Consider the following 26,152-nt stretch of genomic DNA (forward strand, 5'->3'; position numbering starts at 1 on the left):
ATGGTGGAAGCAGACTGTGCCAGGGATACGCCTCTGGTCATGGGACTCTGGTGACGGGATTAAAATGAGCTTTACTTTGACAAGTCGGGTATTCATTAAGCACAATCAAGGTTGAAAAATAACAAACAGGACTGCCTACATGACTGCCCAATCAGCAAATCCCCAATCGCTTCAACAGGCCTTTTCATTGGGTAACGGACAGGATGCGGCACTGAACTGGCTGCGCAAGAATCAGACTCATTGCGCCATCTTCCTCACCAATGGCATCAAGCTGGAAGGGATGATCAGTGCCTTTGATCAGTACAGCATTCTGCTATCCGACCCCCGTGGCCAGCAGCAGCTGATTTACAAAGCCAAGATTTCCACTATTTCACCTGCGACCCGTCGGCCGCCGCGTACAGGGGTGATTATCAACAAGCCGCGTCGCCCCCGCTATGATAGCCATCAGGGACACCGGGAAGAGCATCATAATCACCGGGATGAACAGCATGATCACCCCGGTGAAGACGATCAGGGCTAAGTCCGGCATTACCACCGCATAAGGGTCAGCCCAGGTCGGGCCGGCCCTGCACCACCATCACGCATTTCATTCCTGCCGCCATCGCTGCCTGCTGGCCTATTGGCGTGTCCTCAAACACCAGACAACGCCCGGGGGCCACCCCCAGCCGCTCCGCCGCCAGCAGATAGGTATCCGGCTCCGGCTTGTGCCGCACCACATCATCGGCACTGATCACCACCGAAAAATATTTATTCAACCCGGTACTCTGCAGCACCCGCTGGGCATTGACACGAGAAGAGCCGGTACCGATGGCCATCGGTCTGTCCGCATAACGTTCCAGCAACTCCAGCATGGCCGGAAAAACACGGGCCTCAGGCAGCCACCGCTGATAATGATGGTTTTTCAGCTTGACCACCGCCATGGGATCGAGCGCCAGCCCCTGATGCTGGTTGATGATAGTGACAATTTTGCGGCTGGGCACCCCGCCCAGCGCATAGAGCCAGTCCGCATCGTAGTCGAATTGAAACTCGCTGGCGGCCAGCTCCCAGGACGCGAGATGCAAGGGCATGGTATCGACCAGGGTACCGTCCAAATCGAACAGAATGCCGTTAAATTGTTCCAGTTCCATCAGCGTACTCCAATAAAATGGCCGCTTGCGCGGCCATCGGAAGTTAAATCAGAGCATCAAATCAGTTCCAGCTCTTCCATTACCCGGCGGATTCGCGCCTTGGTGCTCTCTTGCAGCGGCACCACCGGAATACGGCAGTGCTCGCTGGCCAGTCCCAGCAGCGACAGTCCGTATTTGGGGCAGGCCGGGTTAGGCTCGACAAACATCGCCTGATGCAAGGGCAACAACCGATCCTGCAACGCCCGGGCTTCTTCCCACTTGCCAGCCAGGGTCAGCTCCTGCAGTTGGGAACAAAGACGCGGTGCCACGTTGGCGGTAACCGAGATACATCCCTGGCCACCGGCCACGTTGTAAGACACCGCGGTACCGTCTTCGCCGGACAGCCAGGCAAAGGGCTTCTTGATCAGCTGGCGTTCGGCCCAGGGCCGGGCCAGATCACCGGTGGCATCCTTGACCCCGACAATACGCGGCAGCTCCGCGATACGGGCCATGGTCTGCGGCTGAACGTCCACTACCGCTCGGGGCGGAATGTTGTAGACGATAATCGGCAGTTCGGTGGCATCGTGCAGCATCTTGAAATGCGCGTAGAGTCCATCCTGACTGGGCCTGTTGTAATAACCGGCCACATGCAGGGTGGCATCGGCCCCGACCTGCTGGGCACAATTGCTGTATTCAATCGCCTCTACCGGGTTGTTGGAACCCGCACCGGCAATGACGGGAACCCGCCCTGCGGCCTGCTCCGCCACGATCTCAATCACGCGGCAGTGCTCGTCATGAGTCAGGGTAGGACTTTCCCCGGTGGTGCCCACCGGCACAATGCCGTGAGTACCCTCCTTGATGTGCCAATCGACCAGACGGCGCAGGGCCGCCTCGTCGATACGGTCACCGTCAAAAGGGGTCAGCAGGGCAACTAAAGAACCGCGAAACATGGAAACTCCTTCTCCTGGCTAGAGGATTGAAAAAGGTAAATTAAAAAACCCCGGTCGCTGTTGCGTTACCGGGGTTTGAGAGCATCTCGTCTTAATGAGGATCAGGCGTCGGTCACGCAACAGCAGCTGCCGCTTTTCGTTTAAGCGGCTTTCCCGGTTTGCGTTTAACCATAAAAATCATGAGTTGCACCTGAAAAGACCTTGAACTGCATCTTTTGCTAATGACCGGCAAATGTCAAGAGGCCGGGTCGCATGTATAATGCCCAATTGTTTTATTTACCGCGGAACCCGATATGTTTGAGGCCTTGACCCCGGTCAGCGAAATGCTGGCCCGTAATCTGGATACCCTGAGTCGTCAGCCATTACTGGTATGCGGCCTGCTGGAAGACAACCTGCCCGGGCTGCTGGCCGAGGCCGGTCCCGCCCCCCGGGTATTTACCACCGATTTTCGCTACTTCCAGTGGCAGCAGGGCCAGGGCCTGGCCGATATCGAATTTGGCGCCAGCCCGGGCGCACGGCCTGCTGCCGGCCTGCTGTTATTGATGCCCAAGGCCAAGGCGGAAGCCGAATACCTGCTGGCCGCCTGCCTGCCGTTACTGGCTGTCGGTGCACCCGTCTTTATCGCCGGAGACAACAAAGGCGGCGTCAAGGCCGCTCCCAAGCTGCTGGCCCCCTATTGCGGACAGGTCAACAAGCTGGACAGCGCCCGCCGTGCCAGCCTTTATCAGGCCGAGCTGACCACCTTGCCCTCTCCCTTCATCCTGGCCGACTGGGTAAACCGCTACGCCATGGAAGAGGAGCAGCTGCAAATCTGCACCCTGCCCGGCGTATTCAGTGCCGGTCACCTGGACTCGGGTTCCCGATTGTTGCTGAACAGCATCACCACGCTCAAGGGTCGGGTACTCGACTTCGGTTGCGGTGCCGGTGTCATCGGCGCCAGCCTGCTGAAGCGTCATCCCGGGCTGGAGCTGGAGTGTATCGATATCAACGCACTGGCGCTGGAAGCCAGCCGCCTGACGCTGGCAGAAAACCGACTAGAGGGCAGGGTCTATGCCTCCGACGGTCTGAGCCAGGTAAACGGCAAGTTCGATCACATCATCAGCAACCCGCCCTTTCATGCCGGCCTGAAAACCTTCTATCACACCACAGAAACCCTGCTGAGCTCGGCCGTCGATTACCTGAAACCGGGGGGCTCCCTGATCCTGGTGGCCAACGCCTTCCTGCCCTACCCGGAATTGATAGAGAAAAGTTTTGGCCATTGCGACACCCTGGCCGCCAACGGCAAGTTCAAAATCTACCGGGCAAGTCGCTGACCATGGCAATTCAGCGTTTTTTTTTAATCAACCGGCGACAAACGCCGGTTTTTTTAACTTTTCTCTGAAACTGCGTATTGACGACCGATAAAAAATCTATAGAATTCGCAGTCCTTAGCAGGGCGAGGGTGGCGGAATTGGTAGACGCGCTAGCTTCAGGTGTTAGTGTCCTATGGACGTGGGGGTTCAAGTCCCCCCCTTCGCACCACTGCTTCAATAGGTTACAATAGTTTTACGGCGTTTAGCGCAGCTTGGTAGCGCATCTGGTTTGGGACCAGAGGGTCGCAGGTTCGAATCCTGCAACGCCGACCAATTTAAAAAGCCAGCTCTCGTAGCTGGCTTTTTTGCGTCTGATATTCAGCTGCTCAGTGCGGCTTGGTAGCGCATCTCGTGTCTTGGGAATGAGCGGACCAGAGTGTGTTTTCGCAGGTTCGAATCCTGCAACGCCGACCACTTTAAAAAAGCCAGCTCTTGTAGCTGGCTTTTTTGTGTCTGGCATTCACAAACAACGGCGCCAGGCACACCAAGCCACTGCATCGGGCAGTGCCACCCTGGGCGTAGTTCCTTCTTCGTGACTTGAGCTTCTCGGCCCGGTGGTTCGATAACCCAACAGGCCAGTCCATCGGACTGGCCTTTTTTTGATTGGACGGGAAAACCGCGGTTATCTGTCGGCTATAGGTATCTGGCCGTCATTATGTGGCTAAATACCGGACAAATCGCACATTTTAGCGGTAAGAAGCCAGCAGCTTCGCCAGTGCCTGTTCGTCGCTCAGTTCCTCTGCGGAGAGGATCAGGTCTCGGCCCAGAGCCAATGCATTACGCTGGCAGCGAGCCCGGCTGACGGCGTCGGCGATGCTATCCAGATCGGCCACATGGGCGATGCCGACGGTGCGGCGGATAAGCTCGGCCCCGGCGTAGCCAGGCTATCTTGCCAGACCTGACGCAAGAAAGTACGAATATAGCCGGGTTCGGCCAGGGCCGGATCCTGTGCATCTGCCGCCAGAGCAATAAAGCGCTGACTAAAGGTCTGCCACAGGCAGAGCACTTCCCTGACGCGATCATCCTGGGCGAGCTGTGCCTGCTCTGGTGACTGTAGCCCAGGCTGACCGCAGAAATTGAGTAACAGGTTGCCTATGGCCGAGCCGATATCAAAGCCGATAGGACCGTAGTAGCCAAACTCGGCATCGAACACCTTGAGGCCATGTTCATTCACAAAGATAGAGCCGGAGTGCACATCACCATGCAACAAGGCTTCTGTACGGGTCAGGAAGGCATGCTTGAGCCCTGCTACCCTGGTCTTCAGCGGCTGGTCATGCCACAGCCGCTCGGCATCGGCCTGAATGTCCGGATTGATATTGTTGCGCTCATGATCGCGATACGGGTCGGTAAAGAAGACGTCTTCGGTGATCTCGCACATTTCAGGGTTGATAAAGCGGGCCACATCGGCTTTCTTGGCCTGGGACGGCTGATGAAAGTCCGAGGTGTGGTACAGCGTCTGCGCCAGATATTCTCCCAGCTGGGCCGCCGCCTCGGGATATGTTTTACCGGCAATGAGACCCGCCCGCCACACCTGGTAATGAGACAAATCTTCCAACACCATGATCGCCAGCTCGGCATCGTGATGCAGCACTGCCACCGTATGCATGGGGCAATATTCGCCGTGGCGCAGCAACACCTCTGCTTCAATGCGTGCCCGATCCAGGGTCAGTGGCCAAGACTCACCCACGCAGCGTACATAAGGCAGCGCCTGCTTGACGATTAAGCGTCGATCTGTGCCCTCTTCATGGATTTTAAACACCAGATTCAGGTTACCGTCGCCAATTTCCTCTGCACTCAACCGACTATCACTGTTGAAACAACGACCAAATTCACGTGCATATTCAATGGCATCTTGGGTATTAAAAATACGGTAACGGCTCATGGGGGCAACATCTCCCTGCTTGCGGATTATTCAACGAAACGGAACGGCCAGACAGGCGCAAAAGAAGTGTAGACGCCTATACATCTAAAAGGCATGTTGGCAGAATGAAGCCTGCTACGCAACTGCAGATAGGAGCCCCGTGATAATGAAAGACCTTGCCGCCACCAGCCTGAAACTGAAAGATGGTCGTCTATGGATACTGGACCAGCAGGCCTTGCCCCAACAGAAGCTGTGGCTGCCCTGTGACTCGGTCGACGAGCTGGTCGCCTGTATCCGTGCCCTCAAGGTGCGCGGCGCACCGCTTATCGGCTTGTCCGCCAGTCTGTTACTGGCCGTTCTCGCCAGCCGCCATGCCGACAAGGCCGAGCTACAGGCGTCACTTATCACGCTGCGCGCTTCTCGTCCCACCGCAGTCAACCTGATGAACAACCTGGACCGCATGGCCCAGGCCATTGAGCAGGCCGACATGGCTGCTGCGGTTATCGCCGAAGCTTATCGCCTGGTAGATGAAGACAGGGCACTGTGCGATGCCATCGCCGAGCACGGCAGCGCATTGGTCAAACCCGGCAGCCGGCTGCTAACCCACTGCAATACCGGTGGTTTGGCAACCGCCGGGGTAGGAACCGCCCTGGGGGTGATCCGTCGCGCCCATGAGCAGGGCAAGGTGGCCGGTGTGTGGGTGGATGAAACTCGCCCCTTGCTGCAGGGCGGCCGTCTTACCGCCTGGGAGCTGGGTGAACTGGACATTCCCTATCAGTTGATCTGTGATTCGATGGCCGCGGTTGCATGGCCCGGGGAGAGGTCGACGCAATCTGGGTCGGCGCCGACCGCATCGCCGCCAACGGCGACGTGGCGAACAAGATAGGTACCTACAACCTGGCGGTGCTGGCCAAATATCATGGCATTCCCTTCTATGTTGCCGCCCCCCATACCACCCACGATCCCGCCTGCGTTGACGGCGCCGCGATTCCCATAGAGCAACGGGAATCAGCAGAAGTGACCGGGGTGTCCGGCAGCTTCGGCAGCTGTCAGTGGGCACCAGAGCGGGCGCGGGTGTTCAACCCTGCCTTCGATGTTACCCCGGCCGAGCTGATCAGCGGCTGGGTGCTGGATACAGGTGTTGTCACCCCCGAACAGGTTTCGGCAGGGATTTTTCGCCAAGCGTTGAAATAAACATCGCTAATGTTAGTCATCATGACTGTCACGCCGGCCCAGGCCCCGCGGCGTGACTAAAACCCCGGTATTGTTTTCATACGATGCCGGGTTTTGAGGTGCGATGAATCAAGCCGTGAAGAGATTCAATCCAGTTTTGGGAAGCCGTTGGCGATGGCGTCGCCGGTAAACTGGGCGATCCAGCCTTCCGGATTATTGAACAGGCGAATGGCGGTGAAGCGCGGCGCCGGGCCCATATCAAACCAGTGTCGGGTGTTGGCCGGCACCGAGATCAGGTCATTCTTCTCGCACAGCACCTGGTACACCTTGCCATCCACATGCAGGCAGAACAGCCCGGCGCCCTCGACGAAGAAACGTACCTCGTCCTCGCCATGGGTGTGTTCTGACAGAAACTTGTCGCGGAACACCGCCCGGTCCGGGTGATCCGGCTGCATGCTGACCACATCCCAGCTCTGATAACCCCGTTCCGCCACCAGCCGGTCGATTTCGGCCTGGTAGGCGGCCAGGATGGTGTCGTTGTCCGCATCGGCGGCCAGCTCGCGATCGGCCTGCCAGCGGCGGAAATTCACCCCGATGGCGGCCAGTTCGCTGGCGATCTCATCTCCATCCCGGCTGGAAAACAGCGGCTGGTCCGGCTGATTGTCGGCAAAAACGGTCAAGGCACTCATGGTTACTCCTTTGCGGTCAGGCTGATGTCATCAAAACGGCTCACCTGGCGGTGATGGCTGTCCGGATCCGGCTCGCCGCGGATCAGCTGGCAGGTCTGGATGCCGGCGGCCTCGGCGGCGTCCAGCTCCTGATGGATATCGGACAGGAACAGTATCTGCTCCGCCGGCAGCGCCAGCTCCCGCACTATGGTCTGGTAGGCAGCCACTTCCCGCTTGGCGCCGATTTTGGTATCGAAGTAGCCGCTGAACAGGGGGGTCAGATCGCCCGCCTCGCTGTAGCCGAACAGCAGCTTCTGAGCCGCCACCGAACCGGAGGAATACACATACAGGCGAATGCCGGCTTGATGCCAGGCTTGCAGGCCATTGACGGCATCTTCGTAGAGATGGCTCTTGAAGTCGCCGTTGACATAGCCGTGGCGCCAGATCATGCCCTGCAGGGCCTTGAGCGGGGTGGCCTTGCGGTCTTCGTCTATCCAGCGCAGCAGCTCGGCAATCACTTCATCCAGCGAGGCCTTGGGCTGGTCCATCTCGGTGCGCACATCGTTGAGCAGCACCATTACCTCCGCGTCCTGGGCGGTGGCACGCACGAAATCGGCTATGCGCTCACGGGCGTAGGGAAACAGCACCTGATGTACGAAGCGGATGTCGCTGGTGGTGCCTTCAATATCGGTAACTATGGCTTTAATCACTTTGCCTCCAGCAGTCTGCGGGTCAGTTCGCATTGAAACAGAAACTCCAGCCCGTCCAGGTGACGACGGGCCTCGGCCACGGTGCGGCCGAAACAGTACAGACCATGGCCGCGAACCAGGAAACCATAGATCAGCGGCTGACGCCGATGATGATCCGCCACCCGCATGGCCAGGGCATCGATATCCTGGTCGTTGTCGAAAATCGGGATCGGCACCGTATCCAAGTGCGTCTGCTGGCCGGACAGGGACTTTTGCATCTCGTAGCCGCTTAACGACAGTTCAGTCCCTTTTTCTGCCCGGGACAGCACGGTGGCATTCACCGAATGGGTATGCAGCACGGCCCCGATCTCCGGCAGCAGCCGGTAGATCAGGGTGTGCAGGCCGGTTTCGGCAGATGGGCGGCGACCATCGGCGACGCCGTTGTCGGCCAGGCGCACCTTAAGAAAATCCGTGTCGCTCAAGCTGCCCTTGTCCTTGCCCGACTCCGTCACCAGACAGGTTTCGGTATCCAGCCGCAACGACATGTTACCGCCGGTGGCCGGGCACCAGCCTTTGGCACCAATCCAGTGACAAGCGGCCACCAACTCGGCCAGCTCGGAGTGATACGACATAATGATTTCCTTGGTATATATAAACAGCGGTACATATATTGCGAGTTTGACAATGAACTGACTAGGGTGAAGCCTCTGGCCTTTCTTTGCTTATCGCGTGGGCAGCACCATCCAGTCCGGGTTGGCCACATCCGCATGGGCGAAGGCGGGCAGCTTCTGTCCCAACTGTTTCATGTTCTGGATATCTTGCTCGTTAAGCAGTTGCTGAGTGATCAGGGTCGGTGGCACCAGCACCTTCTGGCCCGGGTTTTCTCCGGCAAGCAGCATGGCCAGAGCGCGCACGCTGACCTCGCCCATGACTGCCGGATTAGTACCGGCGGTAGCTACCCAGGGGCTGCCCGGTTCGCGCATGGCCTGAATATCGGCAGTAGAAATATCGGCGCTGTAGATTTTCACATCCTGCGCCAGTCCGGCTTCTTCCAGGGCAATTTTGGCCCCCTTGGCGAATTCATCGAACGGCGCGAAGATCACGCTGATGGTCGGATTGGCACGCAGTACGGCGGCCGCCTGATCGGCCACCGAGTTGGCGATAGGGTTGTTAACGGTACCAAAACGGGCCACTTCTTTCAGTTCCGGGTAACGTTGCTGGTATTCACCGAACACGGCGTCACGACGCTCCAGGGGAGGGAAACCGGGCACATAGATATAACCGATGTCCAGCTGCGCGCCATTGTCGGCCACCATCTGTTCCAGTGCCAGTCGAGCCAGTTGTGCATCGGACTGCTGGATCTGCGGAATTGCTTCATGTTGGGCATCGACGTCGAAGGCCACCACCTTGATGCCGGCTTCGACCGCCTTGGCGGCCTTGTCCTTGATACTGTCGGTAAAGCCATGTTGCAGCAGAATACCGTCAAAACCCTGTAATATGGCCTGATCCAGCATGTCCCGCTGGCGAGCCGCATCCTGACGTGCATCAAAAATCTGCAGCTCCAGACCCAGAGCCTCGGCCTGGGACTCTACCCCAGAAAGATAAGCCTGGAAAAAGTCCCCCTGCGAGATAAAGCGTACCAGCGCCAGTTTCTTGCCGGCCAGTGCCTCGGGTAACTCCGCCGCCATGGTAACGGCTGGCAACAACAGCGCTGCCGCAGCTAAAGACTTGAACCACTTCATAATATACTTCCTTGTCAGGTAATTGATTTTAATAAAAGTCATCTCTTGGCTCACATCAGATTCTGGTAAGAACAGCCTGATTGCTACTGTGACATGACCTGGCGATTTAACTGCGTTTGGCCAGGCCAAAGGTGAACATCAGCGCGACCACCAGCACGGCGCCCTTGATGAAGTCCTGGGTATAGTAGGGGGCATTGAGCATGGTCAGGCCATTGAGCAGCACCCCCACAAACAGTGCTCCCACCACGGCCCCCAAGGCATTGGGACGAGCTGCACCGAGCACGGCAAACCCCACCAGCGCCGCAGCGACGGCATCCATCAACAGGCTATTGCCGGAGCTGACATCGCCCCGCCCCATACGCGCCGCCAGCAGAACGCCGCCGATAGAGGCATAAACACCGGATATAACGTAGGCACAGTACCGGTAGGCCGACACATTAGCGCCCGCCAGCCAGGCGGCGGACCGATTACCACCAATGGCGTAGAACAGCCGACCAAATCGGCTGCGCTCCAGAAACAGCCAGGTGATCAACCCTAACACCAGCATGATCACGACCGGCACCGGCACCACCCCAAACAGCCGGGTACGGCCCAGTTCGAGGAAGGCCGCGCTGAACCGGCCTGACGCCACGCTACCGTCGCCCAGTATCATGCCAGCGGCAATGGAACGTCCTTCGGTAGGGATCAACTGCAACCCCAGCAGCAAAAACATGACTCCCAGAGTGGCCAGCAAATCCGGTATGCGCATTTGTACCGTTAGAAAACCGTTTAACAACCCTACCAGCGCACCTACGCTCAAGGCGGCAATAATAGCCATCAGGGTGCCGCCATCCAGCACCACCAAAACATAGGAAGATGTCATCATCGCCAGCGCAGCGGTGGCGCCGATCGACAAATCAAAACCGTCCACGGCCAGGGTGGCGGTCACCCCCAACGCCAGAATGGCCACAATCGAAACCGACTGCAGGATAATAAAGCTATTGCGCATGCTGCCAAAGGCCGGTTGTAGATAGCTGAACACCAGCACCATCGCCACCAGCAGCACAACCAATCCATATTTGATGGCACCTTGCCGTATCATTTCAGTTCCTCATCGATGTGTTCAGGCAGAGCTGCTATCTGTTGCAGCACCTGCTCCATATTCAGTTGCTCGACCCGGTGATCGCCGACGAGCTGATGGTGGTTGAACACCAGCAGCCGGTCGGCCAGCTCCAGAGCCTCTTCCAGATCCGTACACACCACCAGAGTGGCCCGTTTGTCGGCGGTACTCCTGAGCAGGCGGGCTATATCACGCCGAGCGCCAATATCCACCCCTTGAAATGGCTCAGCCAGCAGCAATAGAGAGCTGGGTTCCTGCAGCCAGCGAGCCAGCATCAGTTTTTGCTGGTTACCGCCAGACAAGGCGCTCATTGGCTGCAGATCGGACTGATACTTCACCCCTGCCTGGGCCAGATGGTGTTTGGCGCTATCGGCTTCCTGTCGTCTATCTATCAATCCAAACCGGCTGAAGCGGGACAAGAATGGCAAGCTCAGGTTATGACGCAGGGTAAAACCGGGAATGATGCCGGCGCTGGCCCTGTCTTCCTGCACCATAAAGACACCACCCTTGATGGCTGCGGCTGGGCTGTCGGGCCGCCAGGGTCGATCATCCTTGTACATGGTGCCGGACGCCAGTGGCGCCAGGCCGTAAATGGCTTGCAGCAATCCCATGGCACCGCTCGACAACAGCCCCGTCGCCACCGTGATCTCTCCCTCATGCAGGCTCAAATTGAAGGGGCGCACGTGGTCAGCCAACTGGGCCTGTTGCAGCCGGAATCGCTCCCGGCCACCCAGCCGGTAATCATGGGTCACTTCACCCAAGCCATGGCCCAGCATCGCCTGAACGGCACCAGGGAGATCCGGCGTCTCTTGCTCCAGCACAATGACACCATCACGCAGCGCCACCACTCGATCGGCGAGCCGGCGGATATCGCTCAGCCGATGGCTGATGTACAGCACGCCCGTGCCCTCTGCCCGTAATCGCTCGACTAAAACAAACAGCCGCTCGGCTTCTGTATCGGACAGGGTGGACGTGGGTTCGTCGAGAATCAGCAGGCGGGGTTGATGAGCGAGGGAGCGGGCGATGGCCAACAGCTGGCGTTCTGCCTGGCTGAGATCTGCCACCTGAGTGTCCATCGGTACGGCCAAGCCCACGGCCTCGGCCAGCGGCCGGGCCTGTTCAGCCAAACGCCGGCGTCCGATCAGGCCACCGAGGCGGCCATCGCTCAAGCGATCCAATAGCAGGTTTTCTGCCACCGTCAGGGAGAGCACCACATTGTCGTTGATGTGTTGATGCACGGTGACAATACCGGCGGCATTGGCCTGGCGTGGATCCTGGAATACCACGGGCCGGCCGTCGATCAGCAGGCTTCCCGCATCGGCCCGGTGCACACCGCACAACACCTTAACCAGGGTGGACTTGCCGGCACCATTCGCGCCCATCAGTGCCGTCACCTTACCGGCCGGCAGCTGCAGGTTGACCCCTTTAAGTACCCGATGAGGGCCAAAAGCCTTGGTCGTATTCTGTAATTCCAATGAAACTCCATCCAGACGTCTAAACATTTAGCCGTCGAAAAACTTATCTGTCTGGAAAGGAGTTGTCAATCGGAACACTGTGTCATGACGCCATATACCAGGCCTGCGGCCAGCCTCTGCAGCGCCTCACGGCTCACCGTTTTCAAACTCAAACAGGACTTGGCGGTCGAATAGCCATACAATGACCGCCAGGTCTCTGTTGATCCCGGCTTATTCATGGCAGAAGAAATAAAATCCAAAGTACCCAAAACCACCAAATCGACGAGTGCCACTCAGGTACAGTCCCTTTCTCGCGCCCTGCTGCTGCTGGAGCGGCTGGCGGCTTCCGACATGGGCATGTCGCTGACCGAAGTGGCCGCCAGCCTGGGGTTGGCGCCGTCCACCGCCCACCGCCTGCTCAACAGCCTGCGCAGTCACGACTTCGTCGATGTGGATGACACCCAGGGCCTGTGGAGCATAGGCGTGAATGCCTTTTCCATCGGCAATGCCTACCTCAAGAAGCGCGATGTGATCGCCCAGTCCCGGCCCTTCATGAAGCGGCTGGTGGCGGAAACGGGAGAAACCTCCAACCTGGCGATACTGGAGCGGGACCGGGTGGTCTACGTGGGTCAGGTAGAGTCCCCCCAGACCATGCGCATGGTGGTGTCGCTGGGCAGCAGTTCCCCCCTGCATGCCTCCGGTGTGGGCAAGGCGCTGCTGTCGGTGATACCGCCGGCAGAGGCGATGGCGCTGATCGGGCAAACCGACATGGTCGGCTTTACCGCCCATACCATTACCCGTCCCGAGCAGTTCGAGCAGGCGCTGGGCAGGATCCGCCAGCAGGGTTACTCGCTGGATGACGAAGAGCAGTTTGAAGGTCTGCGCTGCATCGCCGCCAATATCTATAACGAATATGGCGAGGCGGTCGCCGCCATCTCCATCTCCGGTCCGGCGGTGCGGGTAAAGAAAGAACGTATCCCGGAACTCGCCACTCTGGTGATGGGCGCCGCCCGGGAAGTGACTCATGCCATCGGCGGCAAGGTGCCCTGACCCTGGTATCCTGATCATACCCATCGCATTAAATATTCGATCTTTTTGACGGTCATGCCCATCTCGGACAAAGGGTCTACTCCGCCGACTCGCCGTAAATCCATCCTTGGAGGCTCAGCCGCACCATCCGTGGTGCGGATGGTCGGCTGAGCAGATCCCTTTGCCCTCCTTGATGCTGCAGAGTCACCTGCTGGCACTGCCTGCTGGCTGTGTTGCCTCTGAGTTCGGACTTGAGAAAGATCAGATCTTTATTCAGATTGGTATCACTTCCGCGAAGGCGGGAGTCCATGCTGACAGAATCTGCGTTTTCTGTTCTGGATTCCCGCCTTCGCGGTAATGCCTGAAAAAGGACGGGACACTGCTAACAAAAAAGGCCAGTCCGAAGACTGGCCTTTTGCATTCGCTGATTAAGCTTAGAAGCTCAGCGGGCGATCGCCCTGCTCGTCCTTGATGCGGGTCGGCAGACCCATCTCGTTGAGCAGGTTGATGAACGGCTTGGGTGGCAGCTGCTCCACGTTGGCCATGTGCTTCACATCCCACTCGCCGGTGGCGATCAGGAGGGCGGCGGCGACCGGTGGTACACCGGCGGTGTAGGAGATGCCCTGGCTGCCCACTTCCTGATAGGCGTCGGCGTGGTCGGCCACGTTATAGATGAAGACTTCTTTGTCCTGACCGTCTTTCTTGCCCTTGACCACATCACCGATGCAGGTCTTGCCACTGTAATCCGGGGCCAGGGAAGAAGGATCGGGCAGCACGGCCTTGACCACTTTCAGCGGCACCACTTCCAGGCCTTCGGCGGTTTTCACCGGCTGCTCGGACAGCAGGCCCAGATTCTTCAGCACGGTGAACACGTTGATGTAGTGCTCGCCAAAGCCCATCCAGAAACGCACGTTGGGCACATTCAGGTTCTGGGACAGCGAGTGCACTTCGTCGTGACCGGTCATGTAGCTGGTCTGACTGCCCACGACCGGCAGATCGTCGGTGCGCTGCACTTCGAACATCTTGTTCTGTACCCACTCGCTGTTCTGCCAGGACCAGACCCGACCGGTGAACTCGCGGAAGTTGATTTCCGGATCGAAGTTGGTGGCAAAGTAGCGGCCGTGACTGCCGGCGTTGATGTCGATGATGTCGATGGAATCGACGCTGTCGAAGTATTCGTTGACCGCAACCGCCGCATAGGCGTTGACCACGCCCGGATCGAAGCCGACACCGAGGATGGCGGTAATGCCGTTATCGGCACACAGCTGCTTGCGCTTCCACTCGTAGTTGGCGTACCAGGGCGGGGTTTCGCAGATCTTGGTCGGGTCTTCGTGAATGGCGGTATCCAGATAGGCGGCGCCGGTCTCGATACAGGCCTGCAGCACCGACATATTGATGAAAGCCGATCCGACATTGATCACCATCTGCGACTGTGTTTTGTCAATCAATGCCTTGGTGGCTTCGATATCGAGCGCATCAAGGGCATGGGCTTGCAATTCACCGGCAACCTTGAGGCTGCCCTTTTCCCGCACGCTGTCGACGATTTGCTGACATTTCTCGACAGTACGCGAGGCGATATGGATGTTACCCAGAACATCGTTATGTTGCGCGCACTTGTGGGCAACAACCTGGGCGACACCTCCGGCACCAATAATCAGAACGTTTTTCTTCATTTTTTTCCTCTGGAGCCTCCTTGAAAGGCTTTGTTGGGGTTACTCCATGCCTCAGGAGAGGCTGTTCACAAAGTCGTCGAACGTAAACTCCTTAACCAGCTCAACGCTGCCATCGAGTTCACGCACGGCAATGGCGGGCATCTTGACGCCATTGAACCAGTTTTTCTTGACCATGGTATAGCCGGCGGCGTCGATGAAAGACAGCCGGTCACCCACCTTGAGCTCGCGCTCGAATTTGAATTCGCCGAAGATATCGCCGGCCAGGCAGGACTTGCCGCACACCATGTATTCTAGCTCACCGTCGTTGGGCGCCATCTTGGCGGACTCGCGATAGATCAGCAGATCGAGCATGTGGGCTTCGATGGAGCTGTCCACGATGGCCAGTTGCTTGCCGTTGTAGAGGGTGTCGAGCACCGTCACCTCGAGCGAGGTGCTCATGGTGATGGAGGCCTCGCCGGGCTCGAGGAAAACCTGCACGCCGTAACGCTCCGAGAACGCCTTGAGGCGGGCGCAGAACTGATCCAGCGGGTAGTTTTCACCGGTAAAGTGAATGCCGCCGCCGAGGCTGACCCAGCCGATCTGGGGCTGTTCCAGCAGGCTGCCGAACTTGTCTTCGATTTCGCCCAGCATCTGGTCGAACAGGGCAAAATCGCTGTTCTCGCAGTTGTTGTGAATCATGAAGCCGGAAATCTGGTCGATGACGGTGGCGACCTTGTCCGCATCCCATTCCCCCAGACGGCTGAAGGGGCGCGAGGGGTCGGCAATCAGGAATTCTGAGCTGGATACGCCCGGATTCAGGCGCAGGCCGCGCACATGGCTGGCGGAGGCATCGGCGAAGCGCTCGAGCTGGCCGATGGAATTGAAGATGATCTTGTCGGAGTGGGCCAGCACTTCTTCGATTTCGTCGTCGGCGTAGGCCACGCTGTAGGCGTGGGTTTCACCGCCAAACTTGAGTTTGCCGAGCTTGACTTCGTTGAGGGAGGACGAGGTGGTGCCGTCCATGTATTGGCTCATCAGATCGAATACCGACCAGGTGGCAAAACATTTCAGAGCCAGCAGCGCCTTGGCGCCGGAGTGCTCGCGCACATAGGCGATTTTCTCCATGTTGCGCAGCAGTTTGCTTTTGTCGATGAGATAGTACGGCGTCTTTATCACCTGAGTCATACCCTCTTGCTCGGTTTAACCGCCCGGCCGGAGCTCGGGAAATTTAAAGCGCGTGATTATAGTAGAAAGGGGGGGAGGCATCGAGCAAAAAGTGTCATGGTTGCACCTTCGGCTTGCCTGTAGTGTGAGCCGGCTTTAGTTTTGTTCGCAATGGCGATGGCTTACGCCATGACAGACGGATGCAGGTTCGGGAGGATCCTGGTGGGCCCTTGATTGACGGCAAAATACTGGCGAAAACCCGATCCAGCTGTTTGACTTACTGTGCACTCAGGGAGGAGGTCAGACAATGAAGATAACAAAACACTATCTGGGGTTGGGTGGAATAACACTGGCGGCGGGTCTGTTGCTTGCACCCCCCCTGCTGGATTCGGTTGCCGGCCTTGATACGGGCAGTACTGTCTATGCGAAAGCCGGGGAAAATAATGGCAATGGCAATGGCAATGGCAACGGAAATAGTAGCAGTAGCGGAAATAATGGCGGCAACGGCAATAATAACGGCAGTGGAAATCACGGCGGCCATGGCAAGGGTACCGATGCCGGACGTGGCCATGACGAGTCCGGCCGGCAGCACCGGTCCGAACATACAGGCAGAGGCAAGTCTTCCGGCCATCATCACGGCTCCTTGGCCAGTGCAATGGGTAGCCTGAATGCAGGCCATGCCTCCGCCAACGCCCGCGCTAAGGCCAACCCGCACTCCAGGGTTGGCATGATTGCCCGCTATGAGCAGGCGGTGTTGGAAGGCCGTGAGCTCAGTGGCGAACTGGCCGCTATTGACGAGAAAATGGCCGAGCTAAACGACCAGCGAGAGCAGTTGCAGGCAGTGGATCCCGAGCAAGTCGATCAGCGAATTATCGAACTGCAAAACGAGATAGCGGCTCTGGATCCGAATTCACCCGACGATAAGCCGGATCTTGATGCCCTCAACCGGGAGCTGAACGAACAACTGAAGGCGGCGCTTTATACCAAGACCGATCTCGAGGCGCTTGAGGAGCAGATTGCCGGGCTCGAAGCCCGACATGCGGAGGTCGAGCAATCGCTGGAATATGCCGAGCAGACCGAAGCCGATGCGCTGGACGCAGCCGCCAATAAGCCGGTGACCGCTAAGGTGGTGGATGGGCTGAAGGCGTTGCTGGGGCTGGATTAGTTGATTCCGGTGCAAACCGATCGTGGCCGGCGACGTTAGCCATATGTTGCAAGCAGTAAAAGCACCTGGCAGGTGCTTTTACTGTTTATCGGCGAGGGTTAATGGTTTGGCCGCCCCTGACGTCGGTGGTCATTATTTGGATTAACCTGAATTACTTCGGCAGCACCAGAATGGCCCGGAAGTCGTTGACGTTGGTGCGGGTCGGGCCGGTTTCCACCAGGGCGTTCAGCCGGGAGAAAAAGCCGTAGCTGTCATTGTTGGCCAGGTAGTCTTCCGCCTTCAGGCCGGCCGCTTCGGCCCGGGCGTACAATTCGGGATCGATGATGGCGCCGGCGTTGTCTTCCACCCCGTCGATGCCATCGGTGTCGGCCGCCAGGGCATAGACGCCGGGCAGGCCCTTGAGCTCGTTGAGCAGGCTCAGGGTAAATTCGCTGTTGCGTCCGCCCCGGCCGTTGCCCTTGATGGTGACCGTGGTTTCACCGCCGGAGAGGATCACGCAGGCGCCGGAATCGGCTGGCCACACTTGCGGATCTGCCTGGCGATGGCGGCGTGGACCTTGGCTACTTCGCGGGATTCACCTTCGATGCCGTCACCCAGCACCAGCGGTGTGATGCCATGGGCCCGGGCCAGCTCGGCGGCGGCGTCCAATGCGTCCTGCGGGGTGGCAATCATGTGGAACTCGGCACGGCTCAGCCGCTCGTCACCGGGTTTGACGGTTTCGGACTCCGGGCTTTGCAGCCAGTGGCGTACGTGCTCGCCCACCTCGATGCCGTAGCGGTCGAGGATGGACAGGGCCTGGGCCGAGGTGGTCGGATCCGCCACCGTGGGGCCGGAGGCGATCACGGTCGGCTCGTCGCCAGGCACATCGGAGATGCCGAGGGCAATCAGCCGGGCCGGGTAGGTGGCGGCGGCCAGGCGGCCACCCTTGATGGCGGACAGGTGCTTGCGCACGCAGTTCATCTCGTCGATGGCGGCGCCGGACTTGAGCAGCGCCTTGTTGATGGCCTGCTTGTCGGACAGGGTCAGGCCCGGAGCCGGCAGGCTCAGCAGCGAAGAACCGCCGCCGGACAGCAGGCAGATGACCAGGTCGTCTTCGCCGAGGCCGGACACCAGTTCCAGCATGCGACGACCCACGCGCTCACCGGCGTCATCCGGTACCGGGTGGGCGGCTTCGATGATCTCGATGCGCTCGCAGGGGGCACCGTGATCGTAGCGGGTCACCACCAGGCCGGACAGTTCACCTTTCCAGATGGCATCCAGTTCGGCGGCCATGGAGGCGGCGGCCTTGCCGGCCCCGATAACAACGGCTTTTTGACGAGTATCCCCGGGCAGGTATTCGGCCAGATGACCCCTGGGCTGGGCGGCGGCCACGGCGCTGCTGAATAACTGCTGTAACAACTCCTGAGGTTGTATATCCATTGCAAATACTCCTGAAAAAACGGCTGTCTCTATTTTGCACTAATTTGCACTAATGACGAGGGTGGGGCAGCACAACCGGCAATCAGGATCTGACACAAAGCCCCCTGAGTGAAAGTCTGCTCTTGCCGATGCCTGCCCCATTCGGACCGGTTCGCGACGGAAACCAGAAAGCCGCGAACCGGTAACAGGCTTATTCGCCCCGAATGTTGTGGTTGGCCAGGTGCTCCAGCGCCTTGACCATGCCGGAGTGATCCCAACCGGAACCGCCCAGGGCGTTGCAGGTATTGAACAGTTCCTGAGCGCCGGCGGTGTTGGGCAGAGACACACCCAGTTCGCGGGCACCGCTCAGGGCCAGATTCAGGTCTTTCTGATGCAATGCAATACGGAAGCCCGGGTCGAAGGTGCCCTTGACCATGCGCTCGCCGTGCACTTCCAGGATCCTGGACGACGCGAAACCGCCCATCAGTGCTTCACGCACCCGGGCAGGATCGGCACCGGCCTTGGAGGCGAATACCAGCGCTTCGGCGACGGCCTCGATGTTCAGGGCCACGATGATCTGGTTGGCCACCTTGCAGGTCTGGCCGTCGCCGTTACCGCCGACCAGGGTGATGTTCTTGCCCATGGCGTCGAACAGCGGCTTGACCTGGTCGAACACGGCCTGCTCGCCACCGACCATGATGGTCAGGGCCGCGTTGATGGCACCCACTTCACCACCGGATACCGGGGCGTCCAGGTAATCGGCGCCGGTTTCGTTCACGCGCCTGGCAATGGCCTTGGTGGCAATCGGCGAGATGGAAGACATGTCGATCACGATCTTGCCGGCAGACAGGCCTTCGGCGACACCGTTGGTGCCGAACAGTACCTCTTCAACCTGAGGGGTATCGGGCACCATGGTGATGATGACGTCGGCTTCCTGAGCCACGGTCGCCGGATTGGCCAGCGCGATGCCGTTGTCACCCAGCAGGTCGGCCGGCGCCTTGCGGTAATGCTCGGAGAAATACAGGGTGTGACCCGCTTTTTGCAGGTTCTGCGCCATGGGCTTGCCCATGATACCGGTACCGATAAAACCAATTTTCATGTTCGTTTCCTCTTGTTCTTGCGGCGCCGGCAGTGCCGACGCCAGGAAAAGTCAGATGTGTGAGACTCAGGCTACGCCGTGGGTCTTCAGCCAGCCCAGACCTGCTTCGGTGGTGGTGGCCGGCTTGTATTCGGCGCCTACCCAACCCTGATAGCCCACCTTGTCCAGGAAGGCGAAGATGTTGTGGTAGTTCAGCTCGCCGGTGCCCGGCTCGTGACGACCCGGGTTGTCGGCCAGCTGGATGTGGTTGATGATGCTCAGGTTCTGCTCGATGGTCGGGATGATGTCCCCTTCCATGATCTGCATATGGTAGATGTCGTACTGGAAGGCCAGATTGCCGGAACGGACTTTTTCGATGATATCCAGCGCCTGACGGCTGTTGTTGAGGAAAAAGCCCGGAATGTCACGGGTGTTGATCGCTTCCATCACCAGCTTGATGCCGGCGGTCTCCAGCTTGTCGGCGGCAAACTTCAGGTTGGCCACAAAGGTCGCTTCGGCGTCGTCGTCAGACACGCCGGCAGGCTGAATACCGGCCAGGCAGTTCACCTGGGTATTGCCCAGCACCCTGGCGTATTCGATGGCCTTGTCGACACCATGGCGGAATTCCTCCACCCGATCCGGATGGCAGGCAATGCCGCGTTCACCGCCGTCCCAGTTACCGGCCGGCAGATTGAACAGCACCTGAGTCAGACCATTGGCATCGAGACGAGCCTTGATGTCCGCTGCGGTTTCGGCGTAGGGGAACAGGTATTCCACCCCCTTGAAGCCGGCCCGGGCGGCGGCGTCGAAACGGTCCATAAAATCCACTTCGGTAAACAGCATCGACAGGTTGGCAGCTAATTTCGGCATAACGATGTCCTTCATTGATTGGGGGCAAGAACACACCCGGCCTGTTCGGCCGGGCCGATATCATGATCAGTCGAGCAGCGAGATGGCGGTCGGTGCATCGGCACCTTTTTCGGCCAGTTCTTCAAACTCGTTGACGGCGTCGATTTCAACACCCATGGAGATGTTGGTCACCCGCTCCAGGATCACTTCAACCACGACCGGTACCGAGTGCTGAGCCATCAGTTGCTTGGCTTCCTCGAAGGCTGGCGCGATGTCTTCCGGCTTGAATACCCGGATGGCCTTGCAGCCCAGCCCTTCGACCACGGCCTTGTGGTCAACACCGTATTCGCCCAGTTCCGGCGCGTTGATGTTTTCGAACGACAGCTGAACACAGAAGTCCATGTCGAAGCCGCGCTGGGCCTGACGGATCAACCCCAGATAGGAGTTGTTTACCAGTACGTGGATGTACGGCAGCTTGAACTGGGCGCCTACCGCCAGCTCTTCAATCATGAACTGGAAGTCGTAGTCTCCCGACAGCGCAACCACCTGGCGACCGGGTTCGGCGGCAACCACACCCAGTGCGGCAGGAATGGTCCAGCCCAGGGGGCCGGCCTGGCCGCAGTTGATCCAGTTACGCGCCTTGTACACGTGCAGGAACTGGGCGGCGGCAATTTGTGACAGACCAATGGTAGACACATAGGTGGTGTCGCGACCGAAGGCCTTGTTCATTTCTTCGTAAACACGCTGCGGCTTGACCGGCACATTGTCGTAGTGGGTCTTGCGCTGCAGGGTACGCTTGCGCTCCTGACACTCGGCCACCCAGGCGCTGCGATCTTTCAGCTTGCCGGCGGCTTTCCACTCCCTGGCGACGGCCACGAACAGCTCCAGCGCGGCGCCGGCGTCGGACACGATGCCCAGATCCGGACCGAATACCCGGCCAATCTGCGTCGGCTCTATGTCCACGTGAACGAACTTGCGGCCCTTGGTGTACACGTCGACAGAACCGGTGTGGCGGTTGGCCCAGCGGTTACCGATACCCAGTACGAAGTCGGAAGCCAGCAGGTTGGCATTACCGTAGCGGTGAGACGTTTGCAGGCCACACATGCCGGCCATCAGCTCGTGATCGTCGGGAATGGTGCCCCAGCCCATCAGGGTCGGGATAACCGGTACGCTGACCAGCTCGGCAAACTCGGTCAGCAGCGCATCGGCGTTGGCATTGATAACACCACCACCGGACACCAGCAGCGGCTTGTCGGCGTCGTTCAGCATGGTCAGGGCTTTTTCTACCTGAATGCGGGTGGCGGCCGGCTTGTAAGGTGTCAGCGGCTGATAGGCGTCGGCATCGAATTCGATCTCGGCCATCTGCACATCGAACGGCATGTCGATCAGCACGGGGCCGGGGCGACCGGAGCGCATGATGTGGAATGCCTGCTGAAAGGTACCGGGCAGCTGAGCCGGTTCCATCACGGTCACCGCCCATTTGCATACCGGCTTGGCGATGGACTCGATGTCTACGGCCTGGAAGTCTTCCTTGTGCATGCGGGCACGCGGCGCCTGGCCGGTGATGCACAGGATCGGAATGGAATCGGCAGAAGCGGAGTACAGACCGGTGATCATATCGGTGCCGGCCGGGCCGGAAGTGCCGATACACACGCCGATGTTGCCCGGGTTGGAGCGGGTGTAACCCTCGGCCATGTGAGAGGCGCCTTCGACGTGACGGGCCAGCACATGGTTGATGGAGCCCAGGCCTCGCAGTGCGGCATAAAAGGGGTTGATGGCGGCGCCGGGAACGCCAAAGGCCTTGGTTACCCCTTCCAGCTCAAGGATTTTGGCTGCCGCTTCGATTGCTTTCATTTTAGCCATGATTAGTATCCATTTTCCTTGGTGCTCTCGGCACCGTTATCTGTTGTCCATGATGTTCGGCACGTGTTCCCGTCTGGTGAGGGCGGTTAACAACCACGTAACCCATGAGCTGATAATACAAAAAAAACAGGGCCGATCAAATTATTTCGGAAATGATTTTTATAATGTGGAAATTGGTGTGGTGGGTGGTTCGGCGAATGTTGTTTGTCTGAATGGTTTTTTATTGTTGTTTTTTAATGATTTTTTGCGGTTATTGAGTGGGGGTTTGTCGATATTGAACAAAATGCGACCGGTGGGTACCCTCACTCTGATGCGTGAATGCAGTGGCCGGATGGGGAGAGAAAGCCGGCGAGAAGCTGATAACAACAACATAACCAGGTAAGTGTGAAGAGGATTATTGTGCTAAATGTTGCTGTTTAATTTTCGGTTTTAATCGAAATTTTTGTGCACAATTTTATGTTTTATGCCATGGGTTGCCACAGTCTGGATTGCCGGCAGGTGAGTCCGATCCTGAACCCGCCGCCTCGCTTATGGTGCCAGCGGTCTGCGCCGGCAGCTCGGTGAGGCAGCCGATGGCCATGGCGCTGTCATGCGGCGGATAACCAGAGTAAGGCCAGAGCAGGAGCGATTCTTGAGCGGCTGGTACGTTTATTCGGATGGAATTATTTTGCGATGCACAAAAAAGAACTTGTAAAGCCATTTTGTGCGGTGCAGTATTAATGGCGTACGCCGAGACCAAGAAAGTAGAATGATGATGTTTTTCTTGCTGGCGTGCCGGGCCTGGTGCCTTCCCATTCTTCAGGAGATGCAAATTATGTCATTGTTCGATTTTGAGAAATTCCAAAGCATCCAGCAGACCTACCTGAACCAGGTACAGAGTCTGACCAGCAATCTGTTTGCCAGCGCCACCAAACTGGGCAAGCTGCAACAGGACTCCCTTACCGAGCTGAGCACGGCTCAGTTCGACTATGCCGGCAAGCTGCTGGCCGTGCGTGACGCCAAGGCGTTCGGCGAGCTGCAAAGTGCCTTCTTCAGCCCTACCGCCCTGCTGGACCGTCAGCTGACCTTCAACCGCGAAGTGCTGGCTCTGCTGACCGATGCCCAGCAGCAGGTGGGTCAGTTTGCAGAGCAGCAAGTTGCCGCCGGTAGCGAGCAGCTGAATGAAGCGATTGACCAACTGGCCGGCCATGCCCCTGCGGGTACCGAATCGGCTGTTACCGCCATGAAATCTGTGGTAACCAGCGCCAACGAAGCCTATGAGCAGGCGCAGAAAGCGGCCAAAGATGCCGCCGAGATCGCCGACAAGGCGGTCAAGCAGGCTGCCGAGCAGTCTGAAAAGGCCGCCAGACAGGTAGCGGAAACGGCCGAAAAAGGCATCAGCACCGCCGCCAATGTTGTCGCCAACAATGCGGCGAACAACAGCGCCAAGAGCGGTCGCGGTGCTGCCAAGGCCAGCTAATTAACGATAACGAAAAATAACAGCGGTTATCTCGTTTGAGGCGATAGGGGTTATTCCTTATCGTCTTTTTTTTCGTCGTTACTGCTGCCGCCGAAACCGCCGAACAGGCCAAACATGTTCTGGGTGTTGAGGTAGAGACTGCGGGACTGTTCCACATACTGACGCATCATTTCTTGCATCATCGGTACCTGGCTGTGCATGAACTGGGTCCAGGCTTCGGATGACTGGGCGCCGGCCTGGGTCTGGATATCGATCACCGACTGGATGCTTTCTTCCAGATAGCTGCCCAGCACGCCCTGAAAGGGGCCGTAGAAGCGGATGATGTTCTTCAGCATGTCGCTGGAAAATATCGGATCGCCGTCGCTTTCCGCTTCCTGGATGATCTGCAGCAGTATGCTGCGGGTGAGATCCTCGCCGCTTTTGGCATCCACCACCTGAAAGGGTTCTTCTTCCTGCACCAGCCGGCGAATATCGGCCAGCGTCACGTGGCTGCTGGTATAGCTGTCGTACAGGCGGCGGTTGGGATACTTCTTGATGATGCGGATACTGTCCTGGGATTTTGACATGCGGAACTGATTCTCGGCGGGCTGGTTTAACAGCCAGTGTATCCCAATAGCCGGTACCGCTCAATTTGGGGGCAGGGTGGCGGCTGACGATGACACTGAATCGGGCTGCACCATCTGTTATTATTTGTGCCGGTTATTTTCCCGATACAGACAGGACAGCAGATGCAAGTTGCAGACAACACCGTAGTACAGTTCAACTACACCCTGAAATCCGAAGACGGCCAGGTGCTGGACACCAACGCCGGCAACACGCCGCTGGCCTATTTGCATGGCCATAACGGCATGATGGAAGGCCTGGAAAAAGCGCTGACCGGCAAAGAAGAAGGCGAAAGCTTCAGCGTTACCCTGACGCCGGAAGAAGGTTACGGCGAGCGCAAAGACGACATGATCCAGCGCGTACCGGTCAAGCATTTGCAAGGTGCCAAGAAGTGGAAAGCGGGCATGATGGCCACGGTGCACACCGAGCAAGGCGAGCGTCAGGTCACGGTAGCCAAGGTGGGCAAGTTTATGGCCGACGTGGATATGAACCACCCACTGGCCGGTTTAACGCTGAATTTTGATCTGGAAGTGGTCAGCGTACGCGCCGCCACCGAAGAAGAGCTGGCCCACGGCCACGCCCACGGTGAAGGTGGTCACCACCACTAAGCCGCAGGCTTGTTTGTTTAGGCGCAAGTCTACAAACGGTCAGTGCACAGAGAGGCAACTGGGCAACCTCTTCCGACACGCTACAAGTACATCCTTGTAAGCTCACACATGCCATCCATGGCATGTGATGGTCGGCTGAGGTTATCCCAGCAGCCTCTCTCATCGGCATGGCGTTGCCGGTAGAAAACACCAACAAAAAGGCCGAGCTGTTGCTCGGCCTTTTTGTTGGGTACGGCACTGGCCCGGGCTAGACCGCAATCTCCCTGGGCTGAACCAGTCTCAGGTAGTCTTTCATGGACAGGCTGAACAGCTCACGGTAACTGCCGGCACTGAAGACGATTTCTTCCTGCTGTGCGAGTTCGGTGTCTATGTACACCGGTAGTTCATACAGGTTGCCGAAGGGGGGCAGGGCACCGACATCGCAGTCGGGAAACTTCTCGCGGAAGTTGTTTTCATGCAGAAAGGTCACCTCCTGCGCCGACAGGGACTGGGCCAGGCTGTCGGGATGGATCATCTTGGGGGCAGGCACCACTATCATGGCCATCTGACCATCCAGTGTCATCATCACCACCTTGGCCATTACCCTGCCCGGCACATGGGCGACTTCGGCCACATCCTGCGCGGTAAACGCCGGCGAATGAGTAATGACCCGATATTTGACCCCCTGTTGATCCAGGTATTGCTGTAATCGTTGGGCCGGCATAACAAATCCTCCTCGACAGATACTGAATGCCGGTTGAAGTATAGGTTATGGGGGGATGCTGGCGGCGTGTGGGACAATGAACTCAAAGCGTACAGAGAGCCAGTTGGGCAACCTCTTCCGACACGCTTCAAGTACATCCCTGTAAGCTCACACATGCCATCCATGGCATGTGATGGTCGGCTGAGGTTATCCCAGCCGCCTCTCATCGGTATGGAGTCGCCGGTGGAAAGCGCGAATAAAAAGGGCAAGGGCAAAAAGCAAGACCTGACCTCTACATAGAAAGCTGCCACCAGTGACTGCTCATAGAAGTCGTACTGTGGTTACTTCTATCTAAATAACTGATCCTAATAGTGCTACATTTTGGCTGTTCCGTAACGACTCCCAGGAAATGGCGAAACGGTATTCATAAAATGTCTGACTCGCTTCAGCAGAGATACCATGCTGTAGCACTGGTGATTGCGGGTTACCGTCTCATGCAGCTTGTGCC

The 26,152-nt window shown here is 58.2% G+C and carries 26 protein-coding genes, 2 tRNA genes and 2 pseudogenes; 9 read left to right on the top strand and 21 right to left on the bottom strand.

Annotation, left to right across the window (positions count from 1 at the left end):
• The first annotated feature begins 139 nt into the window (after positions 1 to 139).
• Complete coding sequence (gene hfq / locus BFR47_RS05850) at positions 140 to 520, top strand: RNA chaperone Hfq (protein ID WP_071472184.1); 381 nt, start codon at positions 140 to 142, stop codon at positions 518 to 520.
• Positions 521 to 545: 25 nt separating this feature from the next.
• On the opposite strand, the gene BFR47_RS05855 is transcribed toward hfq, so the two are convergent.
• Together BFR47_RS05855 and dapA are read right to left on the bottom strand one after the other, a co-directional pair.
• On the bottom strand, positions 546 to 1,127 hold the full coding sequence (locus BFR47_RS05855) for an HAD family hydrolase (protein WP_071472185.1): 582 nt from the start codon (positions 1,125 to 1,127) through the stop codon (positions 546 to 548).
• A 56-nt stretch (positions 1,128 to 1,183) separates the two neighbouring features.
• Positions 1,184 to 2,056: a 4-hydroxy-tetrahydrodipicolinate synthase gene (dapA, locus tag BFR47_RS05860; RefSeq protein ID WP_071472186.1), complete on the bottom strand. Its 873-nt coding sequence runs from the start codon at positions 2,054 to 2,056 to the stop codon at positions 1,184 to 1,186.
• Between the two features lie 293 nt (positions 2,057 to 2,349).
• Between dapA and rsmC the strand changes: the two genes are divergently transcribed.
• From rsmC to BFR47_RS05875, 3 genes are all read left to right on the top strand, one after another.
• Positions 2,350 to 3,369 (top strand): 16S rRNA (guanine(1207)-N(2))-methyltransferase RsmC, encoded by a 1,020-nt coding sequence (gene rsmC, locus BFR47_RS05865; RefSeq protein WP_071472187.1) that lies wholly within the window; start codon positions 2,350 to 2,352, stop codon positions 3,367 to 3,369.
• Positions 3,370 to 3,491: 122 nt separating this feature from the next.
• A tRNA-Leu gene (locus tag BFR47_RS05870) sits at positions 3,492 to 3,577 on the top strand.
• A gap of 27 nt (positions 3,578 to 3,604) precedes the next feature.
• Positions 3,605 to 3,681: transfer RNA gene (locus tag BFR47_RS05875), tRNA-Pro, on the top strand.
• Positions 3,682 to 4,159: 478 nt separating this feature from the next.
• Here the strand turns inward: BFR47_RS05875 and mtnK are convergent.
• The gene (mtnK, locus tag BFR47_RS05880) at positions 4,160 to 5,290 is read right to left on the bottom strand and encodes an S-methyl-5-thioribose kinase (protein WP_217645458.1); all 1,131 of its coding nucleotides are present in this window, start codon (positions 5,288 to 5,290) and stop codon (positions 4,160 to 4,162) included.
• 145 nt (positions 5,291 to 5,435) lie between these two features.
• On the opposite strand from mtnK, the pseudogene mtnA reads away from it, so the two are divergent.
• Positions 5,436 to 6,463: pseudogene (gene mtnA / locus BFR47_RS05885) on the top strand (S-methyl-5-thioribose-1-phosphate isomerase).
• A gap of 125 nt (positions 6,464 to 6,588) precedes the next feature.
• Here mtnA and BFR47_RS05890 read toward each other — a convergent pair.
• The 6 genes from BFR47_RS05890 to BFR47_RS05915 form a co-directional block, all read right to left on the bottom strand.
• The gene (locus BFR47_RS05890) at positions 6,589 to 7,131 is read right to left on the bottom strand and encodes a 1,2-dihydroxy-3-keto-5-methylthiopentene dioxygenase (RefSeq protein WP_071472188.1); all 543 of its coding nucleotides are present in this window, start codon (positions 7,129 to 7,131) and stop codon (positions 6,589 to 6,591) included.
• Between the two features lie 2 nt (positions 7,132 to 7,133).
• The gene (gene mtnC, locus BFR47_RS05895) at positions 7,134 to 7,820 is read right to left on the bottom strand and encodes an acireductone synthase (protein WP_071472189.1); all 687 of its coding nucleotides are present in this window, start codon (positions 7,818 to 7,820) and stop codon (positions 7,134 to 7,136) included.
• A complete protein-coding gene (locus tag BFR47_RS05900) occupies positions 7,817 to 8,431 on the bottom strand; it encodes a methylthioribulose 1-phosphate dehydratase (RefSeq protein ID WP_071472190.1) in 615 nt (204 codons plus the stop codon). The genes mtnC and BFR47_RS05900 overlap by 4 nt, the downstream gene beginning before the upstream one ends.
• A 90-nt stretch (positions 8,432 to 8,521) precedes the next feature.
• Positions 8,522 to 9,541 (bottom strand): substrate-binding domain-containing protein, encoded by a 1,020-nt coding sequence (locus BFR47_RS05905; RefSeq protein ID WP_139215105.1) that lies wholly within the window; start codon positions 9,539 to 9,541, stop codon positions 8,522 to 8,524.
• Positions 9,542 to 9,647: 106 nt separating this feature from the next.
• Complete coding sequence (locus BFR47_RS05910; protein WP_071472192.1) at positions 9,648 to 10,622, bottom strand: ABC transporter permease; 975 nt, start codon at positions 10,620 to 10,622, stop codon at positions 9,648 to 9,650.
• A complete protein-coding gene (locus tag BFR47_RS05915) occupies positions 10,619 to 12,115 on the bottom strand; it encodes a sugar ABC transporter ATP-binding protein (RefSeq protein ID WP_217645461.1) in 1,497 nt (498 codons plus the stop codon). The genes BFR47_RS05910 and BFR47_RS05915 overlap by 4 nt, the downstream gene beginning before the upstream one ends.
• Before the next feature lie 216 nt (positions 12,116 to 12,331).
• On the opposite strand from BFR47_RS05915, the gene BFR47_RS05920 reads away from it, so the two are divergent.
• Positions 12,332 to 13,144 (top strand): IclR family transcriptional regulator, encoded by an 813-nt coding sequence (locus tag BFR47_RS05920; RefSeq protein ID WP_071472194.1) that lies wholly within the window; start codon positions 12,332 to 12,334, stop codon positions 13,142 to 13,144.
• Between the two features lie 413 nt (positions 13,145 to 13,557).
• Here the strand turns inward: BFR47_RS05920 and BFR47_RS05930 are convergent, their stop codons facing one another.
• The 3 genes from BFR47_RS05930 to BFR47_RS05940 all read right to left on the bottom strand — a co-directional run bounded on the left by BFR47_RS05930 (position 13,558) and on the right by BFR47_RS05940 (position 16,573).
• Entirely contained in the window at positions 13,558 to 14,796 is a 1,239-nt protein-coding gene (locus tag BFR47_RS05930; RefSeq protein ID WP_071472196.1) for a saccharopine dehydrogenase family protein, read from the bottom strand.
• Positions 14,797 to 14,847: 51 nt separating this feature from the next.
• Complete coding sequence (locus tag BFR47_RS05935) at positions 14,848 to 15,960, bottom strand: carboxynorspermidine decarboxylase (protein WP_245748812.1); 1,113 nt, start codon at positions 15,958 to 15,960, stop codon at positions 14,848 to 14,850.
• A 256-nt stretch (positions 15,961 to 16,216) separates the two neighbouring features.
• Positions 16,217 to 16,573 carry a hypothetical protein gene (locus BFR47_RS05940; protein WP_071472197.1) on the bottom strand — a complete coding sequence of 119 codons (357 nt, stop codon included), beginning with the start codon at positions 16,571 to 16,573 and terminating at the stop codon, positions 16,217 to 16,219.
• 21 nt (positions 16,574 to 16,594) lie between these two features.
• On the opposite strand from BFR47_RS05940, the gene BFR47_RS05945 reads away from it, so the two are divergent.
• A complete protein-coding gene (locus tag BFR47_RS05945) occupies positions 16,595 to 17,104 on the top strand; it encodes a hypothetical protein (RefSeq protein ID WP_139215106.1) in 510 nt (169 codons plus the stop codon).
• A gap of 151 nt (positions 17,105 to 17,255) precedes the next feature.
• Here the strand turns inward: BFR47_RS05945 and BFR47_RS18575 are convergent, their stop codons facing one another.
• The 6 genes from BFR47_RS18575 to BFR47_RS17735 form a co-directional block, all read right to left on the bottom strand.
• Positions 17,256 to 17,627: an MOFRL family protein gene (locus BFR47_RS18575; protein WP_245748813.1), complete on the bottom strand. Its 372-nt coding sequence runs from the start codon at positions 17,625 to 17,627 to the stop codon at positions 17,256 to 17,258.
• A complete protein-coding gene (locus tag BFR47_RS05950; RefSeq protein ID WP_245748814.1) occupies positions 17,597 to 18,523 on the bottom strand; it encodes a glycerate kinase type-2 family protein in 927 nt (308 codons plus the stop codon). The genes BFR47_RS18575 and BFR47_RS05950 overlap by 31 nt, the downstream gene beginning before the upstream one ends.
• A gap of 190 nt (positions 18,524 to 18,713) precedes the next feature.
• A complete protein-coding gene (gene glxR, locus BFR47_RS05955) occupies positions 18,714 to 19,646 on the bottom strand; it encodes a 2-hydroxy-3-oxopropionate reductase (RefSeq protein WP_425433988.1) in 933 nt (310 codons plus the stop codon).
• Between the two features lie 21 nt (positions 19,647 to 19,667).
• Positions 19,668 to 20,450 (bottom strand): hydroxypyruvate isomerase, encoded by a 783-nt coding sequence (gene hyi / locus BFR47_RS05960; RefSeq protein WP_071472200.1) that lies wholly within the window; start codon positions 20,448 to 20,450, stop codon positions 19,668 to 19,670.
• 66 nt (positions 20,451 to 20,516) lie between these two features.
• On the bottom strand, positions 20,517 to 22,292 hold the full coding sequence (gene gcl / locus BFR47_RS05965) for a glyoxylate carboligase (RefSeq protein ID WP_071472201.1): 1,776 nt from the start codon (positions 22,290 to 22,292) through the stop codon (positions 20,517 to 20,519).
• Between the two features lie 454 nt (positions 22,293 to 22,746).
• The gene (locus BFR47_RS17735) at positions 22,747 to 23,103 is read right to left on the bottom strand and encodes a hypothetical protein (protein WP_139215107.1); all 357 of its coding nucleotides are present in this window, start codon (positions 23,101 to 23,103) and stop codon (positions 22,747 to 22,749) included.
• 3 nt (positions 23,104 to 23,106) lie between these two features.
• On the opposite strand from BFR47_RS17735, the gene BFR47_RS05970 reads away from it, so the two are divergent.
• On the top strand, positions 23,107 to 23,751 hold the full coding sequence (locus BFR47_RS05970) for a phasin family protein (RefSeq protein WP_071472230.1): 645 nt from the start codon (positions 23,107 to 23,109) through the stop codon (positions 23,749 to 23,751).
• A 50-nt stretch (positions 23,752 to 23,801) separates the two neighbouring features.
• Here the strand turns inward: BFR47_RS05970 and phaR are convergent, their stop codons facing one another.
• A complete protein-coding gene (gene phaR, locus BFR47_RS05975) occupies positions 23,802 to 24,317 on the bottom strand; it encodes a polyhydroxyalkanoate synthesis repressor PhaR (RefSeq protein WP_071472202.1) in 516 nt (171 codons plus the stop codon).
• Between the two features lie 162 nt (positions 24,318 to 24,479).
• On the opposite strand from phaR, the gene BFR47_RS05980 reads away from it, so the two are divergent.
• Positions 24,480 to 24,962 (top strand): FKBP-type peptidyl-prolyl cis-trans isomerase, encoded by a 483-nt coding sequence (locus BFR47_RS05980; RefSeq protein WP_071472203.1) that lies wholly within the window; start codon positions 24,480 to 24,482, stop codon positions 24,960 to 24,962.
• A 247-nt stretch (positions 24,963 to 25,209) separates the two neighbouring features.
• Here BFR47_RS05980 and BFR47_RS05985 read toward each other — a convergent pair whose 3' ends face one another.
• Positions 25,210 to 25,665, bottom strand: a complete 456-nt coding sequence (locus tag BFR47_RS05985) for an aminoacyl-tRNA deacylase (protein WP_071472204.1) — start codon at positions 25,663 to 25,665, stop codon at positions 25,210 to 25,212.
• 353 nt (positions 25,666 to 26,018) lie between these two features.
• A pseudogene (locus BFR47_RS17740) lies at positions 26,019 to 26,152 on the bottom strand (IS630 family transposase); the annotation flags it as partial.

The sequence above is a fragment of the Oceanisphaera psychrotolerans genome, assembly GCF_001870485.1.
GTDB lineage: Bacteria > Pseudomonadota > Gammaproteobacteria > Enterobacterales > Aeromonadaceae > Oceanimonas > Oceanimonas psychrotolerans.

Coding starts and splice junctions, on each gene's coding strand:
- hfq (WP_071472184.1), top strand. CDS start 140: ATGACTGCCCAATCAGCAAATCCCCAATCGCTTCAACAGGCCTTTTCA.
- BFR47_RS05855 (WP_071472185.1), bottom strand. CDS start 1,127: ATGGAACTGGAACAATTTAACGGCATTCTGTTCGATTTGGACGGTACC.
- dapA (WP_071472186.1), bottom strand. CDS start 2,056: ATGTTTCGCGGTTCTTTAGTTGCCCTGCTGACCCCTTTTGACGGTGAC.
- rsmC (WP_071472187.1), top strand. CDS start 2,350: ATGTTTGAGGCCTTGACCCCGGTCAGCGAAATGCTGGCCCGTAATCTG.
- mtnK (WP_217645458.1), bottom strand. CDS start 5,290: ATGAGCCGTTACCGTATTTTTAATACCCAAGATGCCATTGAATATGCA.
- BFR47_RS05890 (WP_071472188.1), bottom strand. CDS start 7,131: ATGAGTGCCTTGACCGTTTTTGCCGACAATCAGCCGGACCAGCCGCTG.
- BFR47_RS05900 (WP_071472190.1), bottom strand. CDS start 8,431: ATGTCGTATCACTCCGAGCTGGCCGAGTTGGTGGCCGCTTGTCACTGG.
- BFR47_RS05905 (WP_139215105.1), bottom strand. CDS start 9,541: ATGAAGTGGTTCAAGTCTTTAGCTGCGGCAGCGCTGTTGTTGCCAGCC.
- BFR47_RS05910 (WP_071472192.1), bottom strand. CDS start 10,622: ATGATACGGCAAGGTGCCATCAAATATGGATTGGTTGTGCTGCTGGTG.
- BFR47_RS05920 (WP_071472194.1), top strand. CDS start 12,332: ATGGCAGAAGAAATAAAATCCAAAGTACCCAAAACCACCAAATCGACG.
- BFR47_RS05930 (WP_071472196.1), bottom strand. CDS start 14,796: ATGAAGAAAAACGTTCTGATTATTGGTGCCGGAGGTGTCGCCCAGGTT.
- BFR47_RS05935 (WP_245748812.1), bottom strand. CDS start 15,960: ATGACTCAGGTGATAAAGACGCCGTACTATCTCATCGACAAAAGCAAA.
- BFR47_RS05940 (WP_071472197.1), bottom strand. CDS start 16,573: ATGATGGCCGGAAGACTTGCCTCTGCCTGTATGTTCGGACCGGTGCTG.
- BFR47_RS05945 (WP_139215106.1), top strand. CDS start 16,595: ATGGGTAGCCTGAATGCAGGCCATGCCTCCGCCAACGCCCGCGCTAAG.
- BFR47_RS05950 (WP_245748814.1), bottom strand. CDS start 18,523: ATGGATATACAACCTCAGGAGTTGTTACAGCAGTTATTCAGCAGCGCC.
- hyi (WP_071472200.1), bottom strand. CDS start 20,450: ATGCCGAAATTAGCTGCCAACCTGTCGATGCTGTTTACCGAAGTGGAT.
- gcl (WP_071472201.1), bottom strand. CDS start 22,292: ATGGCTAAAATGAAAGCAATCGAAGCGGCAGCCAAAATCCTTGAGCTG.
- BFR47_RS05970 (WP_071472230.1), top strand. CDS start 23,107: ATGTCATTGTTCGATTTTGAGAAATTCCAAAGCATCCAGCAGACCTAC.
- phaR (WP_071472202.1), bottom strand. CDS start 24,317: ATGTCAAAATCCCAGGACAGTATCCGCATCATCAAGAAGTATCCCAAC.
- BFR47_RS05980 (WP_071472203.1), top strand. CDS start 24,480: ATGCAAGTTGCAGACAACACCGTAGTACAGTTCAACTACACCCTGAAA.
- BFR47_RS05985 (WP_071472204.1), bottom strand. CDS start 25,665: ATGCCGGCCCAACGATTACAGCAATACCTGGATCAACAGGGGGTCAAA.